Source organism: Parachlamydia acanthamoebae (assembly GCF_000875975.1).
GTDB lineage: Bacteria > Chlamydiota > Chlamydiia > Chlamydiales > Parachlamydiaceae > Parachlamydia > Parachlamydia acanthamoebae.
Map to the genome: position 1 here is coordinate 61,568 of NZ_BAWW01000057.1, position 17,017 is coordinate 78,584.

Below are 17,017 nucleotides of genomic sequence, written 5' to 3' on the forward strand. Positions count from 1 at the left end.
TTTAATATCAAATTATTAATTGTGGAGAGTAAACAAGAAACTTACAGATGCATAAAGGTTTGAGTCAATTTTTTACTCAATCGTTTTGTTGAGCTGCGCAAATCTGATCAATTCTATAATTAAAATAATCTATCGCGGAAATCAATTGTTCTGGAGTGGTAATCATTTCTGCTCGCTGAATTCGCAGTGCCCGTAAAGCTTTTTCCGCATTAAATCTAAATTCGCGAGGATTGATTAGAAAATTTTCAGCTAAATCCTGAATGGATTTTTCAATCGCAAGACACAGCAAAACGAGACCTGTTCTTCCAACTCCTGCACTGCAGTGAATCAAAGTTGAATTCTCTGGTGACAAGTTTTCCAATTCAATGATGTGATTAATCAGATTGTGTAGCTGAGTACTTGTCCTTCCCCTATGATCTTGCCAATCTTTGATATGCAGGTGTTTGATTCTTTGTTCTTGAGATGTTTGTTCACATTTCACTGAAAACTCTCGAAGCTCTAGTCCAGGCATCAGAATTTCACTTAAAAGTTCGACATCTATTGATTGAGAAAGTTGATCTTCGAAGAGCCCTTTTTGCTCTTTCTGAGTAGGCCAATAACGTACGCATTTTACAGTTGATCCCTCTGAAAAATCTGTCGCCATTACGATAAGAGAAGTCTTGACCTTTAAAGCTGCGCTCCAAAAATCTCCTTGAGTAGTGATTAAGGGACCTTGTGTCGCATAACGTATTCTTTTATCGATTCCATCAATGCGACTTCCATTTAAGTAAAATCCAATTTCTTGCGAAATAGAATTGTAGTCATAGGGCATTATGTCTGGATAACGATTGAGGGAACGATTGATTAGGGCTTCTTGAACATTCAAGAATCGCTTGAAAGATACCTTTTCCAAAAGCCTAATCGCTTCCTGTTCTGTCGTGATTAGTGTAGGATTTTGATTACTTAATTCAATACTTTGGGATAATGGGGTATTTAGAGTTTGGAGAAAGGCTTTGCCCTTGCCTTCCCGTATAATCTTTATGCGCTTAAAGCGGCTTTGTAAACCAAAAAGATCATATTTGAAGTCAAAAGCAAGGGGCTTTGGACTAGGTGGAAATTGAAAGCAATATCTACAAGATTGAATATTGATTGTTTTTAGCGTTTTGGATTGCAAAATCTCTCTCAAAGCAAAGAAATCGATGAATTCGATTGATTCGAGCCCTAGATTTTCTAATGTTGGTAATCTTGCAATAGATTTTAAAGTTAAGGGAGGCAAGATGCTTTTCGAGCATTCCCCGTCTTCATCTGTATAATACAGAAAACCTAGCGTTTTTAGATTTCCCATCAATTCAGGTTTTAGAAAGGGGCGGATTGAAGATCCTCTGCGTACAACAATCTCTATCTTTTCCAGTTGAGGCATGTTTTCAAATAAGGACAAATGAAAGGAGGAGAACTCAAAGTCTACGTGAATCTCCCTAAGGTTAGAGAGTTGACCATCTTTAAGCAATTTTTTCCATTTGTCATCGAAGCAAGTTGTTAACATCAATGATTCCAAGTTAGGAAAAAGAGAGGGAAGAAATTTATATATGGAGCACTTCAGATCAACTCTCAAATGTTTTAAATAAGAGCCGTATTTTTCCAAAACTGGGATATGACTTTGCGTGTATTTTATGGGATTTTTAAGAAGCTTTGCTAAGCATTTGGAAATCAGATCCTCTATAGCATTTGATACGATTTCACTATTTTGACAGACGTCATCATGGTAGAGATCGATAAAGATTTGTAATAACTCAGGATGATATTTTGAATCCGAGCAGTAACGTTCTAGATGACTAAGCTCTTTTTGGAAATCTAAAAGAATCGATGCCCTGATATAGGATTTAAGCTGTTCAGGTTGGAGTTGTTGCAAATTAGCCGATTCGCAACAACACGAGTGTTCTAACAATAATTCTAAGATAAGTGGATCTCTTTTGTTAATTTCATCTAATTTTGCCGGGATGTCAGCTGCTTTAAAATCCCTTTGGAGGATTATGGAATAGAGATGGAAAACCTTATTGTTGCAGGTAATGCTATAATCGGCATATTCGGCTGTATTCACCCCACTGATGTTGACACTGAAATGATGATCCACAAATTCTTTTAATACATCAGAAGGAACTGCATGTGTGAATACAAATAAAGGCTCATAAGGGGGGATTAGTTCCAGTGTTTTTTTTAAGGCCGCGGGGAATTTTTTTAGTGCGGTGAAGCTAAGAAATTCATCAAACTTTTTATCAAAGACAAGGCTGTTGGAATTTCGGAAATAGAGAAGTATTTGTGAAAATTTTTTGTAAACGGGTCCCAGAATTTTGGGATCATATTCCTCTATATTTTCTAAGATGTGATTAAATTTCTTAAAAAAAATATTCACCTCATCATCGCTTGGAGCCTTGGTGAGAGGGTAGCTTTCATGTGCTCTTCTTGCTCGAAAAGTTTTGTTGGAGCTTCGAGGAACAGGAAGAAAAATATTTGCTAATTGTGAAGGTGTAGGATTTGTGTGAGTGCTAGGAATAGTATAAAAAGAGCTATTAGGAAGAGGAAGAAGGCCTTCAGTGCTTGGAAATTGCATAGGATTATTTTGCCTCTTATGAGTTTTTAAGAGAATTATACATTCAGAAATAGCCTGTAACCATTTTCGGTATATTTAAATGTATTTAAAGATTTGACTCAACCAATTCTTTCAGGCTTATTTATTTGAATATGCAAAGGAAAGCCCTCATGCAATTTAGAAGGGGAGTGGATATCTAAGATGTCTTCAGGGCAGGCGAGTATAGTAGACTACAGATTTGAATAGATAAATGCTTTTAAAGAATTCTCGGGTAATTCACCTTCATGGCGGTTGATTTCGCGGCCATCTTTAAAGAAAATTAAAGTAGGGATGGAAACGATTTCGTACTGCTCCAAAAGATTCCAGGAAGTGTCGATATTAACTTTATAAAAAATGACCCTTTCACGCATCTCCTGAGCAATCTTTACAAAAGTAGGTTCAAAAATTATACAAGATCCGCACCATGGGGCATAAAAATCGATCAAAGTGGGTCTCTCTTGAGTTTTTGAATAAAAATTTTCTTCGGTAATTTCTTCTACCAAAAAATTGTTGCTTTGGTAGGGAGACTCTGCTTTTAGGTCATTAACAGAGAGCAATAAGAGGAGGGCAAAGAGCCAAGACTTGTCCATTTCAGATCCTTTGAGAGAGGGCATTTAAATGGCGAATTATAGGATTGAAAGCATTTATGATCAAAATGTTTTGTGGAAACAGGCTGAGCATGTATGTAAGAGAAAGTTTGAACTTTGAAGATTTAGAAAGAGAGTCAGAATAAAAGTTATTCTGACTCTCTTTCTAAATTACTCTTCTGAATCTAATGAAGACACTTGTTCGACAATGGCTTCTTTAAGTTCTGCAAGTCCTAATTTCTCAGTTGCAGAAATTTCGAAAAGAACGTTTGAAGGCAAGGTATAATCGCTGCGGAATTGTTTGATGTGTTCTTCAGATTCTAGAGCATCAATCTTGTTAAGAATGACCAAGAAAGGTCTCTCAAGTAGCTCCGGATTGTAAGCTTCCAGCTCTTGTCGTAGGACGCGGTAGTCATCGGAAGGATTTCGCCCATCAATACCCGAGGCATCTAAGACAAAAAGCAATAATTTGGTGCGTTCAATATGGCGTAAAAATTCAAAACCTAATCCGCGGTTTTCGTGAGCATTTTCAATGATGCCCGGAATGTCCGCGATAAAAATACGTTTGTAATCGGGGAGTTGAATGTAACCAATATTTGGATGAAGGGTTGTAAATGGATAAGGAGCAATTTTTACACGTAAATAGGTTAGCGTAGAAATCAGTGTGGATTTTCCTGCGTTAGGGTATCCGACGAGACCAACATCCGCAATGAGCTTAAGTTCAAACTCAATCTCACAAGCTTCGCCTTTTAGGCCTTCTGTACAGATGTTTGGGGCGCGATTCGTTGGCGTTTTAAAGCTGTCGTTTCCACGTCCGCCTTTTCCACCTTTGCACAATACAACTTTTTGCCCATTTTCTTTGAGGTCGTACAAAACTTCACCTGTTTGAGTATCCTTTACAAGTGTTCCGCAAGGGACTTTAAGAACAAGGTCTTGGCCGTTACGTCCTTTTCGGCAATTTGCTCCGCCTTGGACTCCATTTTCGGCTTTTAGAATACGTCTATTGCGAAACCATTCTAGCGATGACAATTGAATGTCTGCTTCTAAAATGACTGAGCCCCCGTTGCCGCCATTTCCGCCGCAAGGTCCGCCTTTTGGAATATATTTTTCTCTGCGCCAAGCGATAACGCCGTTGCCACCTTTGCCTGCAGAAATATCGACAACAACACGATCAAAAAACATAAGGGTATGGTTCCTTGTATAAATTTAATACTGAAATGAGGAGAGGGTAGAAAAGGACAATAAAAAGAATGGGAGATTGAGCTTAGCCACAGAGCTCAGCGGTGATCATTGACACTGTTCTCTGTGGTTGGCTGTGATTCTTAGGCGCCAGTTTCGATAGAAACAAACGTTTTAAAAGTCTTTCGAAATGTCACGATTCCATCGACAAGTGCAAATAAAGAGTCGTCTTTAGCTCGAGCGACGTTTTTGCTTGGGTGCCATTTAGTTCCTCTTTGTCTAACTAGAATGCTGCCTGCTTTAACAAGCTGACCAGATCCAACTTTAACTCCAAGACGCTTTGAGTGAGAATCGCGTCCGTTACGGGTTGACCCCTGCCCTTTCTTATGTGCCATTTTTTCCTCCGTTAAACTGCTGCAATCTCGGTAATGCGAATGCGTGCATATTTTTGTCTATGGCCAAACTTTCTTCTCTGGTTTTGGCGCTTTTTGTATTTAACACTCACAACTTTATCACCCAATACTGTTTCAAGGTATTCGCCTTTTACTAGGTAATTGGAAACGTGTGGTTGGCCAACCGTTGTAGAAGCGCCATCGTTCACAAGTAGAACTTCTCGAAATTCTACAACACTTCCTGGAGTTGCATCGAGCAGTTCAACATCGATTGTAGCGTCTTTGGCAACTCGATATTGTTTTCCGCCGGTTTTAATAATTGCGTACATTTTTATCTCCCTACAGTCTTCGACCTATTTAGAATAGAAGCTCAGCTACATCTGGGCAAAAAAATCGTCAATTTTTTTGGATATTTCTTTCGAAATGTAAGTGAGCCTTTTAAACATAATGCTAAACTATAGCCGAAATCTCGTTTGAAATCAATCAGAAAATCGGGATAATTTTGAATATAAAGCTTTGAGAAGAAAAACCAAAAAAACGGGATTTATGAATATTGTTCTTTTACAAAGTCCTCTCTCAATTGAAGAAATTGAACTGTTGATGCAAGAATTTCCCCACTATCTTTTTTTAGCCTTTACGGAAACGACCTATCGAAATTTAAGCAAAGAAGATTGGGGAAAAGTCGAAATTATCTATGGAAATCGGCTGGCTGAAAATGAATTTGCATTAGCTGATCAATTAAAGTGGATTCATTCACCCTCGGATCAATTAAATCGATTATGTTTAGATTTGATTGCGGATCAAGGGAATGTTCAGATCACAGTCACGAGAGAGGAAAATGTGGTGCAAATAGGGGAGTATGTCCTGGGAGTCATGTTGGCTTTTGCGAAAAATCTATTTAAATGGAAATTTCTTGATCAAGATCCTGCTGCTGTTTGGGCCAGCGAGTTGCGTGATCAAATGTGGACATTGAACGGAAAAAAAATGTTGCAAATTGGGTTAGGTAAGACCGGATCAGAAGTGGCTCGTATGGCCAAACAATTTGGAATGACCATTTGGGGTGTGCAGCCACACGCTTCTTTTAATCCGTATTGTCACAAGACATTTTCTTTGGAAAATTTTCATCATTTGATTTCGGAAGTGGATATTGTAAGTCTTTGTTTGCCAAGAAGTCGAACTTTTGAAGAGTGGTTTGGGGTTAAAGAGTTCGATTTAATGAAAAATGATTCCATCTTAAGTGTTGTTGGGTCTTACAAAATTTTTTCTCAAGCAGCTATAAGCAAAATGCAGCAGTCCACTAAATTGCGTGGTCTTTTGATTGATTCCTCTTATCAAAATCCCATTCCTCAGGGATCTCTTCTTTGGCAGATTCCGCAGGCGATCATTACGCCTGAAGTCGGATCGCGTCCCAAATCTGAGTCAACTGAAGCCTATCGAACATTTCGGTATAATTTGCGTCAGTATGTGCATGGCAATGCCAGTGCCATGCGTAATCGGATCGATCACAATGCCATGATATTTGATATTTGAAGACTCCAGATTGGTTGATTGGGACAGTTTCATTTAATGGGATGCTATAAATTTGACTCAGTTACGATGTCGGAGGCTGGTGTGTACTTTAACCCAAGTGCTTTAAGATCAGGGATGTTTTGTTGCAGTTCATGCAAAAATTTTGGGGCTAATAGTTTCTGATAAATGAACACGAGTGTTGGTGGTTAATAATTGATATAAACGAATGATGTCATTTGTATCTTTTTCACTCACAGGGGCTTTTGAATTGAGTAATTCGGACAGGTTTGCATGAATGGTTCGGATTTTTTCCATAGCGGAGCTTTATCCTCTATAAAACAAAGAGTCGTTCTTTCTTTGCCTTCTCGAAGAGATTTTCCTAGGCCCACCGATTCAGCTTCATTAAGTGCATGTGTCATTGTCATTGGAGTAGAGCTTTCGCTAGCTCCAGTGGCGTAAGCCGTTTTTTGCCTTCATAATTTAGAGCATAAATAATGACAGCTTGCGTTGCCGGGGTTAATTTAGGGATGGCTCGAAACATCCGGCTGGTTTGGCATCTATCTAACCAATCCTTCCAAAGAAGGTAACTAAATCTGTCAGGGGGCACAAATTCAACTTCATGTTTCATAAGTCTTTTGTGATCATATGAATTTTGTTTGAAATGTTCGTTTTTATCTGAAGTTGTTCCAGGTGTTTGCGGATCGCGGGGGAGTTAATGTGTTTTCAAGGGCGATAGCCCAGATGTTAGAAATGGCGCAAGGTAGAAATGAACAGATTTTTAAGAAAAAGGGTGGTCTTCCTTATCTTCCAGGTCTTGGTTCGAAAAAAAAGCATGGAGTGTTTCCTTCAAATAACATTTGAGATCTTGTATTGTATCCATAGAATAAACTAACGATAATCTAAAATTTTGCACAATAACATATGCAATGTTATTGATGTTTTATTAACAATAATCACGAGTCAAAAATGAATGGAATAGAGTCTGCTTCTACTAGGTTCGATATCAAGATATTGGAAAATGGGGAGGTCGAATTAACAAAATTGTTATCACATATTGCTGAACAGCAAAAAAAAGTTCAAGAATGCTTGGGTTCCATTCATCTGGCAGATCCAGGCTTATCGCAAGAAAGCAATAAAAAAATATTCGGGATATTTAGTGCTAGCTTAATGGAGTTATTAAAAATTAACACTGTTGTGAGTGATTTTCAGAAAGGGATGGCTATCAAACACAAAATCGTGGTTGCCTATGATGTCTCTAATCAGCTTCTGCAGGCCATGGGGCTTGTGTTGCTTAATCGGGAAGATTTCAAGGGCAAGAAGGGTATCGAGCTCTATTCCTTGATTACGTCTATCTGGAACTTGAATTACCCGCAAAATAGCAATCATCCACATCGAGTGAAAGGGGCGGGTTCTTCTATTGTTGAATTTTGTAAAAAGCTTGGGGCAGAACATCAAGCCGAGTATCTCTATCTTATGGGGGCTCCTGGGGCTTTATCTTTTTATGAGAGGCTCGGTTTTAAGCGCGATCCTGAATTTGCAGAAAATGGATCGAAAGAAGACCTATTTGCAATCAAGCGCACACCGATGTTTTGTGATTTAGAATCCAAATAGAAAATTCAAGGGTTGTGGAGATAAAAAAAAAGCAGAAAAAGCCGAAGCTTTTTCTGCAAATGTGGCCAGAACTGGAATCGAACCAGCGACACAAGGATTTTCAGTCCTCTGCTCTACCGACTGAGCTATCTGGCCGGATAGAAGGAAAAACATAGTCGAATTGCAATTTTTGTGCAATCACTTAATTGCATTTTTTCGATAAAAATGATTTATCCCCTTAATAAATAAGGGGATAAAAACGAAAAATGCCTCACGTTATTTTTCACTCATCGCGGGCTTTTTCGTGGGATGTACAGAATTTTGAAGGTAGATCATATCTTTTAAGATATTAACAGCCTCAACTAACTGAAGATCTTTGGTGTTGATGGGCTGTGTTTTATCATCAGAATTTATGACGACTACTTTCGAGGCGTCGTCCTGGTTGGTTAAAAATTTTTGGTATTGTGTATTACTGACCAATCGATGAGCGCTGTTTTTTCTTAACACAGGGAGCATCGTGCGCCAAGTACGGATTTTGTGTTGCAGAGTAGGAGAATAATAGCGTAGGTACCAAGGTTTTAAAGTCGGATCGATATCCTCTAAAAGATCTTCATAAGCAGAGGAAATGGTGTCGTGTGTAAGAGGATATTCAAGAAATTCTTCTCCGATATTTTCTCGGCTAAATTGACTAGGCACAATAACATCCGCTTTAACACCCTGAATTTGGGGGGTCTTTCCTGAGACTGTGTAGTATTTTCCAACTGTGACTTTAAAGTAAGAAGAGCCTTTATTGTCAGTGACTGTTTGGCTTTGAATCGTCCCTTTTCCATACGTTTGTTCGTCTCCGACGACGAGTGCGACTCCGTAATCTTGTAAGGCCTGAGCTACAATTTCTGCAGCAGAGGCGGTGGCTTTTGAGGTCAGTACAATTAAAGGCCCATTGTAATAAGCTTTTCCATCCATATCGCGATAAAAACGTTCTTCTCCATTCGAGTACTTAGAGATTACGATCACGCCATTGGTAATAAAAAGCCCGGCGACTTTGACTGCTTGACTTAAAAAGCCTCCACTGTTTTCGCGTAGGTCTAAAACAAGTCCACGTATTTTGCCTTTTTGTGTAAGTTCATTCAAGGCTTTGCGGACGTCAAGTTCACTATTGATCCCATGAATCCCCTGATAAAAAGAGTTGAGAGTGACAACTCCTAATACTCCATCCTCAAAAGACTCATAAGAAGCTTCGGCTCGACCTTCATCAATGGAGATGGCTTCGCTTGTTAAATCCACATGATAGATCGAGCTTGTGTAATCGTTGTCAGGTGTAGCTGGCTTTTTTAGCACCATGGAGATCACTGATCCCGGTTTGGCTTGCAGGCTATGCATCACTTGATCAAAAGATTGATTGGTCGCATCTTTACCGTTGATTTTAACAATTTGATCATCAAGCTGTATTTGGCCATTTTTGGCGGCCGGCCCATTTTGTATGATTCGGGCCACAATCATTCCATCTTCCGTTTCTTGAGGAACTAAACCCACTCCGATGACCCCTTTCTCAAGGCGCATTTTCATGTCATAGGCTTCCGACGCATCATAAAAAGTCGTGTGGGCATCTAAGCTACGTGTTAAGGCTTTTAAAATATGCATCACAAAAAGATTCTCTCTTTCTGGTTTTGCTAAATCTCGACCCGCTGTATTTCTAAATAAATATTTATCTTCTTTTTCACGCTGTTTATTTTCATAGAAGGCGAGAATAGCTTGCTCATTTTTTTGTACTTTAGCCGCGCCATAGTGATTAATTTCAGCATTGATAAAGCGCACCATATCTTGCTTAATCCGACTCATTAATTCATTTGTACCACGCACGAAGGGTCGTTTTAAATCGGGGTCTTCCCAATCGCTTTTAGCATCTTTTGGGTTTTGGTAAAGAAACAATTGCTTGGGGTTTTTGATCAGATTTTGACGAATTTTGCGAGCACGGAGGATAGAGCCTTGAATCATTGAATTGAGTCGGCTATAGGCTCCAAAATCACTTTTTAAATATTGTTTTAAAAGTTGTTGAGCTTGCTTATCATTGACATTTAAAAAAGGGGTTGTTTCTGTCTCGAGAAGGTAAGTTCGATCGGGATCAAATTGGTCAATGTAGACTTTAAAGGATGTTTTAAGAATTTGATCAGATATTTTTTTTTGCGATACGTGCTGCTGCAAAATGTTTTGCATGACTTTATTGACATCGGCCGTTTTAAGGAGTTCATGTTCGGCAGAAAAGGCATAGGAGAAGAGAAAAATCAAAAGAAAGAATAGTCGTTTACAAATCGGCATATAGGCTCCCAGAAGTTGGAATGTCACTATTCTTAATTATAAATAATTTTTTTAATAAAAACAATTATCTATCTCTTCTATTTCAAACTAATTTAAAATGATTGCGAAATAAATCTGTTTCACATTCCAAAGCAATGATTTATGCTATGCGCAGAAATCATTCCTCAGCTATGCTAGTGTTTGTGTTGCAGGGAGATTTAACAAAGTGAATCAAGAAACATTTGAATTTGAGAATTTTACGGGATCTCTGGAGTTCCTTTTGCATTTAATCCAAAAAAACGAAATCGATATTTTTGAAATTCCGCTACGCAGAATGACTTCCCAGTATTTAGAACGTTTTAAGGATCAAGAGGATGCGCAAATTGATCAAGGCGCGGATTTTATTGCTTCAGCGGCCTCTTTGCTTTGGATGAAAAGTAAAACACTTTTACCCAAGCATGAGCAAGTTGAAGAGGAAGTCCTTGAGATTGAAGATCCTCATTTTGAAATTATTCACCACTTAGTCGACTATTGCCGTTTTAAAGATGCCGCCAAAGATCTTGCTGAAAGAGGTGACTCTCAAAGCGTTTATTATTCCCGTGGAATCGAACCCTCAGAAATTAAAAAGGGCATGGGATTAGCGCATCTTTCCTTAACAGATTTAGCCGCTCTCTTTCAACAAGCATTGACAAAATTTTCCGCACAAACAAAGGTTGTGCAAGAAGAAGTCTGGCGTGTTTCCGATAAAATCCGGCATTTGCGTGTAGAATTAAAAAAATCGGACAGATTCTTATTTGCAGATCTTTTAGCATGTGCATGTTCCCGTGACGAATTAATTGTGACTTTTTTAGCTGTGTTAGAACTGATGAAACTTGGGGAACTATCTGTATTTAAAGAAATTGAAACAAATTTAATTATTTTGAGCTCGCCCTCATCAACAAAAGATATGCATTGATTTATGACGAATGAAATTAATTTATTCGAGTCCACGTTAGAAACCTGCCTGATTAATACGTCTCGAGTAGAAGCGGCCAAAGCGGCTGAAGAAAAATATGATCGGGACCAGCAGTTACAAATGCGCAGGAAAATTAAACAAATTTTAGAAGCTTTGCTATTTGCCTCGAGCGAGACAGTTTCTTTCAATAAAATGCGCGAGATTATCGAAACTTTTTATCCGATAAAACCGCGTATGCTACGAGAAATTATCGAGCAACTTCAAGAAGAATATATTTCACAAGGAAGAGCTTTTCGATTAGAAGAAATTGCGCAAGGATTTGTCCTGCGTTCTTGTGAAGAATATGCCCCCTATATCCAAATGCTATTTAGGCATAAAAAGTCTGAAAAACTTTCTCAAGCTGCGGCGGAAGTCCTTGCAATCATCGCTTATCGACAGCCCATCACTCGTCCACAAATCGATGCTATACGCGGAGTAGATTCTTCTGGAACTCTCGTTAATCTTCTTGAGCGAGAGCTTATCGAAGCCGTTGGAAAATTAGAGGCTCCAGGACGACCTACCTTATACGCTATTACGCAGAATTTTTTAACTTACTTTGGATTACGGGATTTAAAAGATTTGCCACAATTAGATTTAGGGGCAAAAAGGTAGTCAATGACGGATACATCTAAGCCAGTATTACAGGTACGCCACCTCCATACATATTTTCAAGTTGGAAAAAAGCACTTCCCTGTTGTTCAAGATGTATCTTTTGATTTGCATGCCGGAAAAACGTTGGCAATTGTTGGAGAATCGGGCTGTGGAAAAACCGTGACAGCCTTATCGATTATGCGGATCCTTCCTGTTCCCCCTGCTTTGCATCCAAAAGGAGAAATTCTATACCGTAATCGCAATCTTTTAGAAATACCAGAAAAAGAGATGGCGCGTATTCGGGGAGCTTCCATTGCGATGATTTTTCAAGATCCCACCAATGCTCTGAATCCCGTATATACAATTGGAGAGCAGCTCTTAGAAGTTGTTGAGATGCATCTGAATATTTATGAGGATGAAGCAACTGCACGTGTCATAAAAGCTCTAAAAGATGTGGGAATATCTTCTCCAGAAGATCGATTGCAAGATTATCCTCACCAGCTTTCGGGTGGAATGAAACAGCGTGTAATGATTGCCATGGCCCTTGTTTGTGAGCCCGATATTCTGATTGCCGATGAACCAACTACAGCATTAGATGTGACCATTCAAGCGCAAGTATTGGATTTGATGCGTGATCTTCAGCACAAAAAAGGGATGGCTATTCTTTTAATTACGCACGATATGGGAATTGTAGCGGAGATAGCGAATGAGGTTGCTGTTATGTATGCCTCAGAAATTATCGAAAGAGGTCCTGTTGAGAACATTTTTGGGAATATGGCGCATCCTTATACCGTGGGATTGTTTAATTCCAGGCCTGGAGGAGATCATGAAAGAGGCCGATTAAATGTGATCAAAGGAGCTGTTCCTCCCTTTACACATTATCCAAAGGGATGTCGCTTTCATCCTCGTTGTCCCTATGTCATGGGAAAATGTAAAGAAGGGGAAGTTTTGAATTTTGCCATCGAGTCTAGCCTGCACGACACCAAGTGTTGGTTGTATGATCAAACTTCAGAAAGTCAAGATAGATTATTCCTCTTATCTCAAGCAAAACCGAAGGCATTGCGATGACAAAGACATTGCTGGAAGTGCGGAATTTGAAAAAGTTTTTTCCTGTCTATTCAGGGCTCTTTCGCCATCAAACAGCGGAAATTAAGGCTGTAAATGGGATTGATTTCAAAGTCGAAACGGGAAAAGTTTTGGGGATGGTTGGCGAGTCTGGCTCGGGCAAAAGTACGGCAGGACGTGCCGCTATTCGTTTGATTGAACCGACGGAAGGGCATATTTCTTTTTTAGGACAAGACCTATTAGCCATGAGTCATAGTGAACTGAAATCTGTTAGAAAAAATGTGCAGATGATCTTTCAAAATCCCTATTCTTCTCTAAACCCCCGTAAAACAATTGGAGAAGCCATTGGAGAAGGGCTTATCTATCATGGTTTAGTCAAAACGCGAGAAGAGCAGATTGAAACGGTGGCAGAAACGCTTGAGTCTGTCGGATTATCACCAGATGCAATGCGCAAATATCCCCATCAATTTTCAGGAGGGCAACAGCAAAGGATCTGTATCGGACGCGCCATCGCTATGCGACCACAATTGATCATTTGTGATGAAGCCGTTTCAGCTTTAGATGTTTCCATTCAAGCTCAGGTCTTAAATTTATTGACAGATTTGAAAAATAAAATGGGGTTTAGCTATCTCTTCATTTCCCATGATTTGTCTGTGATTGAGCATATCTGTGACGAAGTGGTTGTGCTTTATTTAGGCAAAGTGATGGAGTGTGCTTCCAAACAAGAGCTATTTCGCAATCCAAAGCACCCTTACACACAAGCACTTTTATCTGCTATTCCTCGTTCTTACCCAGGTCAAGAAAAAAAAAGGATCCTGTTAAAAGGGGAGATCCCTTCTGCGCAAAATCCGCCTAGTGGCTGTCCATTTCGCACGCGTTGTCCTTATGCACAGCCTATTTGTGCCGTGACACCCCCTAAAAAGGAGGTGCTGGATTTAGTAAGCGGAAAGAAGGATCATATCTATCACTGTATTCTTGATTAATTATTATGTGATGTTTTTAAGGGATTTGTATATATACCCAAAATCGTGTAAAATAGGCTGAAAAAAAATTTTAAGAAACCTCATGACGATAACACCCGCTAGTCCGCATATGTATGCCGTTGAGACACGTAATGCTTTTATGTGGTCTCGATTGTTGAGGACCCCTTTTTGGGCTATTTATTCTTTAATCCCCTTTATTCTCTATCGCGATTTTCAGGCGACACCCTTACAAATTGCAGCTGTTACAGCCATTAAACCGATGGCTTCGCTTCTCTCTGTTTATTGGAGTTTTTCGATTAATCAAAGAAGAGATCGACTGCGAGCCAATATCATTTGGGCGAATGTCCTGAGTGTATTGCCATTCTTCCTATTTCCTTGGGTTACAGATCCTTGGCTGATCATTGCTGCATTTGGGTGGTTTATGGCCCTTCATCGTGGTGTTATGCCTGCTTGGATGGAAATCTTAAAACTCAATTTGCCAGGAGTTTCTCGAGAGCGCATTTTCGCGTATGGAACAACTGTTGGGTACCTAGGTGATGCTTGCTTTCCTTTTTTGATTGGGGGATTGCTAGATGGATATTATCAGGCATGGCGTTGGATTTTTCCTCTGACAGCCTTTGTTTCTTTAGCTTCAGCGATTTTTCAATATCGAATTCCGATTCAAGACGAGAAAATTGAAAAACCATTGTGGTTTCCCATTCCCTTTGCCCGAGTTTTGGCTGAACCTTGGATGAATGCGTGGTCACTCATTTGCCGAAGGCCCGATTTCCGGGCTTTTCAGATCGGATTTATGTTTGGAGGAACCGGACTGATGATTATGTATCCCGCTTTTCCTAAATTTTTTATGGATAATCTAAATCTTTCTTACACGGAGTTGGCCATTGCCATTGCGCTTTGCAAAGGGATTGGGGTTGCGCTCACCTCAAGAATTTGGGCTGATTGGATGAATAAAGTCGATATCTATCGTTTCAGTGCTTATGTCACAGGTATTGCTGCTCTTTTCCCATTGTGTTTGATTGCGGCACAATGGCATGTTGCTTGGTTGTATTTTGCATACATCATTTGGGGCGTTATGCAAGGAGGAAGTGAGTTAAGCTGGAATTTATCTGGTCCTATTTTTTCAAAAGAGGAAGATAGCTCTGGATATAGCAATGTGGGGGTTTTGGCCGTCGGATTGCGTGGATGCGTCGCTCCAGCCTTTGCTGCCATTTTATGCAGTTTGTTCAATCCAGTGCTTGTGTTGTGCTTAGGTGGCCTTGTCTGCTTATGTGCGACAGAGCGGATGTCTACATTTTCGCGGAGATACTTACAAATGGTCCGTGAGAATACTTAAGATTTTTGTGAAGCATAACGGGTTTCAAAGTATCTTTTGAGTTCTTCAACAATGACGAAATAAGCGCCTGATTCTGGCTGAGAAAAAAGCTGAATATCCTCTGATAAGCTTTCTTTTAGCTGTCCAAACATTTTGCTTTCTTCCGTATCTGCTTGCAAATCGTATTGAAATGCGAGTGTTTGCCGATAAACGGCCGCTTGTACTTTTTGAGCAAAATTATCTAGCAAAGGAGGTTCAAAATTCATGATTTCAGAGAATTCTTGCAAAATAATTTTAATAGAAGGTGTTGCTAAAAGAGGGCCTAATACTAAAATAAAATCTAAAATAGTCTTTTCGATATCTATATCGGTTTTTTCTTTCTGAAGACGCAGTTCTTGGCATTTCAGGGCGATTTCTTTTTCCAAAATGTGTGCAGCCGCTTTGCCACCAGCATTGAACGCAAGCGTTCCTTTTTCTGTCCAAGCATTTTGCAAGGCAATATAGGGTTTTGTGACAAATTGGTTCATGATCGTGTAATGTGTTTCCGCAAGGCAGTCGAAGGGGTCGGGGTGCCCTCTGAGTGTCGTAAAATAACGTTTTATCGTTGCCTCCATGTCTTCACTGATCTCTTGAGCATTCAATATCGTCAGGCACAAAGTTTCATGAAGATTTAAAAAAAAATCGAGATGTTCCTGAAAAACTTTTTTTCGTAGAAGATAAATTTTTTTAGCTTTGGTGAGATTCTCCTCTGAAGCGATCAGTTGATTAGCGGTCTCGTGTTGATGTTTTAAAATGGAAGATACGGTAGGGAGTAAATCAAGGCGATGCGGACATTTAGGTATGAGCATTTCACTTAGAGCCCAACCCGAATATTGGCAAGGATGGGGAAATCCTGTTTGTGAAGGGGTGGCGGTAATAAAAAAGCTATTAGGGATAGGGACTCCTCGGGCAGCCGCGTGAGAATGTTTCATGAATTGCCCGACAACAATATATTTCTCTCCAGGAAATGGCTTAATAACCTGCTTCATTTCTAGCGTCCACGACTCGCAGTAGGCCCCGTCAGATTGATTGGGAGTCAAAGTTCCATAAATCGGAGATTGTTTAATACACTTGAGCTCTTCCTCTATTGAATCGAAATAAACGCCTTTGTTACGGAGTAATGAAAGGGCTTTCATCCAAAATAACTCCGTGTCTTGATGGTGATCAAGTGTTTTGGTGCTTTGGAATAAGTTAGAGACTTTGTCGGTTGTGGTTGTTTGAGACTGAATTTGAAAGCGCTTATTCAAAAGTTTAATGGAGGAGTCTTCTTCAAGACTTTGTCGGTTGGGTAGAAGAATTTGATTACAAATAAAGCGTTTCGTAATGGAAAGCCCCCCTATTCGGCAAAGATAAGAGCGGATCGTGCGCCAAAAACCGGAACTTTTCTGTGAAACATCGTCTGGATTGAGGTCGATTAAGGCATTGAAATTTTTAATTGTGGAGAAAAAACGTTTGGCTAAGGCTTGGTGTGAAGGAGAGCCTTGTTCGAGCTTGTATATATATGGATAATGATTTTTTAGAATGCCAATGGCATTTAAAAGGTCATCTTGAACTTCTTCTCGAATTTGGTTGTGCCTTTTCCGAATTTCTTCCGAAAAAATCGAGGCAATGCAAGAGCTTAACATGCGGACTTGTTTTTTGATCTGATAGGCGCGCCCACGCCCCAATAGGGGCTCTGCTGTTTTTAAATGATAGACATGCGGAAATGGTTCTTGCGCATTTTGCGCAGTAAACTCTTCAAGTTTAGTCAGAGCAGCATCAACTGCTACAGAAGGGTCAAAGACTGGGAGTCCCTCAGATCTCTCACGCATTGTAAATCTTCCATAAAGTTCAACAGAAATTACTTTGTCTATTAAATGTTAAGGTTTGATTAAGC

The 17,017-nt window shown here is 39.6% G+C and carries 16 protein-coding genes and 1 tRNA gene; 7 read left to right on the plus strand and 10 right to left on the minus strand.

Translation table 11 applies throughout. The features are described 5' to 3' along the window. Positions 1–76 precede the first annotated feature (76 nt). The 5 genes from AOM43_RS09245 to rplU all read right to left on the minus strand — a co-directional run bounded on the left by AOM43_RS09245 (position 77) and on the right by rplU (position 5,092). Positions 77–2,587 carry a protein-tyrosine phosphatase family protein gene (locus AOM43_RS09245; RefSeq protein WP_006341328.1) on the minus strand — a complete coding sequence of 837 codons (2,511 nt, stop codon included), beginning with the start codon at positions 2,585–2,587 and terminating at the stop codon, positions 77–79. A gap of 209 nt (positions 2,588–2,796) precedes the next feature. After that, a complete protein-coding gene (locus AOM43_RS09250; protein WP_013924509.1) occupies positions 2,797–3,195 on the minus strand; it encodes a thioredoxin family protein in 399 nt (132 codons plus the stop codon). A gap of 168 nt (positions 3,196–3,363) precedes the next feature. Beyond that, complete coding sequence (obgE, locus tag AOM43_RS09255) at positions 3,364–4,374, minus strand: GTPase ObgE (protein WP_006341326.1); 1,011 nt, start codon at positions 4,372–4,374, stop codon at positions 3,364–3,366. A gap of 140 nt (positions 4,375–4,514) precedes the next feature. Beyond that, a complete protein-coding gene (gene rpmA, locus AOM43_RS09260) occupies positions 4,515–4,766 on the minus strand; it encodes a 50S ribosomal protein L27 (protein WP_006341325.1) in 252 nt (83 codons plus the stop codon). Between the two features lie 11 nt (positions 4,767–4,777). Then, a complete protein-coding gene (rplU, locus tag AOM43_RS09265; RefSeq protein ID WP_006341324.1) occupies positions 4,778–5,092 on the minus strand; it encodes a 50S ribosomal protein L21 in 315 nt (104 codons plus the stop codon). A 217-nt stretch (positions 5,093–5,309) separates the two neighbouring features. Here rplU and AOM43_RS09270 point away from each other — a divergent pair, with 217 nt between their 5' ends. Further along, a complete protein-coding gene (locus AOM43_RS09270) occupies positions 5,310–6,293 on the plus strand; it encodes an NAD(P)-dependent oxidoreductase (RefSeq protein ID WP_013924510.1) in 984 nt (327 codons plus the stop codon). 129 nt (positions 6,294–6,422) lie between these two features. Here AOM43_RS09270 and AOM43_RS13425 read toward each other — a convergent pair whose 3' ends face one another. Together AOM43_RS13425 and AOM43_RS09275 are read right to left on the minus strand one after the other, a co-directional pair. Further along, positions 6,423–6,587, minus strand: coding sequence for a hypothetical protein (locus AOM43_RS13425; RefSeq protein ID WP_161792767.1), 165 nt, complete (start codon positions 6,585–6,587; stop codon positions 6,423–6,425). Positions 6,588–6,693: 106 nt separating this feature from the next. Then, positions 6,694–6,900 (minus strand): hypothetical protein, encoded by a 207-nt coding sequence (locus tag AOM43_RS09275; protein ID WP_013924512.1) that lies wholly within the window; start codon positions 6,898–6,900, stop codon positions 6,694–6,696. A gap of 338 nt (positions 6,901–7,238) precedes the next feature. On the opposite strand from AOM43_RS09275, the gene AOM43_RS09280 reads away from it, so the two are divergent. After that, positions 7,239–7,883: a GNAT family N-acetyltransferase gene (locus tag AOM43_RS09280; RefSeq protein ID WP_059359978.1), complete on the plus strand. Its 645-nt coding sequence runs from the start codon at positions 7,239–7,241 to the stop codon at positions 7,881–7,883. Positions 7,884–7,945: 62 nt separating this feature from the next. On the opposite strand, the gene AOM43_RS09285 is transcribed toward AOM43_RS09280, so the two are convergent. Both AOM43_RS09285 and tsp read right to left on the minus strand, forming a co-directional pair. Then, a tRNA-Phe gene (locus AOM43_RS09285) sits at positions 7,946–8,018 on the minus strand. A 120-nt stretch (positions 8,019–8,138) separates the two neighbouring features. After that, positions 8,139–10,178 carry a tail-specific protease Tsp gene (gene tsp / locus AOM43_RS09290; protein ID WP_006341318.1) on the minus strand — a complete coding sequence of 680 codons (2,040 nt, stop codon included), beginning with the start codon at positions 10,176–10,178 and terminating at the stop codon, positions 8,139–8,141. A 205-nt stretch (positions 10,179–10,383) separates the two neighbouring features. Between tsp and AOM43_RS09295 the strand changes: the two genes are divergently transcribed. The 5 genes from AOM43_RS09295 (at position 10,384) to AOM43_RS09315 (ending at position 15,123) form a co-directional block, all read left to right on the plus strand. Beyond that, a complete protein-coding gene (locus AOM43_RS09295; RefSeq protein ID WP_006341317.1) occupies positions 10,384–11,112 on the plus strand; it encodes a segregation and condensation protein A in 729 nt (242 codons plus the stop codon). Between the two features lie 3 nt (positions 11,113–11,115). Next, positions 11,116–11,763 (plus strand): SMC-Scp complex subunit ScpB, encoded by a 648-nt coding sequence (scpB, locus tag AOM43_RS09300; RefSeq protein WP_006341316.1) that lies wholly within the window; start codon positions 11,116–11,118, stop codon positions 11,761–11,763. A 3-nt stretch (positions 11,764–11,766) separates the two neighbouring features. Continuing rightward, entirely contained in the window at positions 11,767–12,810 is a 1,044-nt protein-coding gene (locus AOM43_RS09305; protein WP_006341315.1) for an ABC transporter ATP-binding protein, read from the plus strand. Beyond that, the gene (locus AOM43_RS09310; RefSeq protein ID WP_006341314.1) at positions 12,807–13,790 is read left to right on the plus strand and encodes an ABC transporter ATP-binding protein; all 984 of its coding nucleotides are present in this window, start codon (positions 12,807–12,809) and stop codon (positions 13,788–13,790) included. Before AOM43_RS09305 ends, AOM43_RS09310 begins: the two co-directional genes overlap by 4 nt. Before the next feature lie 82 nt (positions 13,791–13,872). Continuing rightward, positions 13,873–15,123, plus strand: coding sequence for an MFS transporter (locus AOM43_RS09315; protein ID WP_013924516.1), 1,251 nt, complete (start codon positions 13,873–13,875; stop codon positions 15,121–15,123). On the opposite strand, the gene AOM43_RS09320 is transcribed toward AOM43_RS09315, so the two are convergent. Then, positions 15,120–16,952: a hypothetical protein gene (locus AOM43_RS09320; RefSeq protein ID WP_013924517.1), complete on the minus strand. Its 1,833-nt coding sequence runs from the start codon at positions 16,950–16,952 to the stop codon at positions 15,120–15,122. The two genes, AOM43_RS09315 and AOM43_RS09320, sit on opposite strands and share 4 nt — an antisense overlap. Between the last annotated feature and the right edge of the window lie 65 nt (positions 16,953–17,017).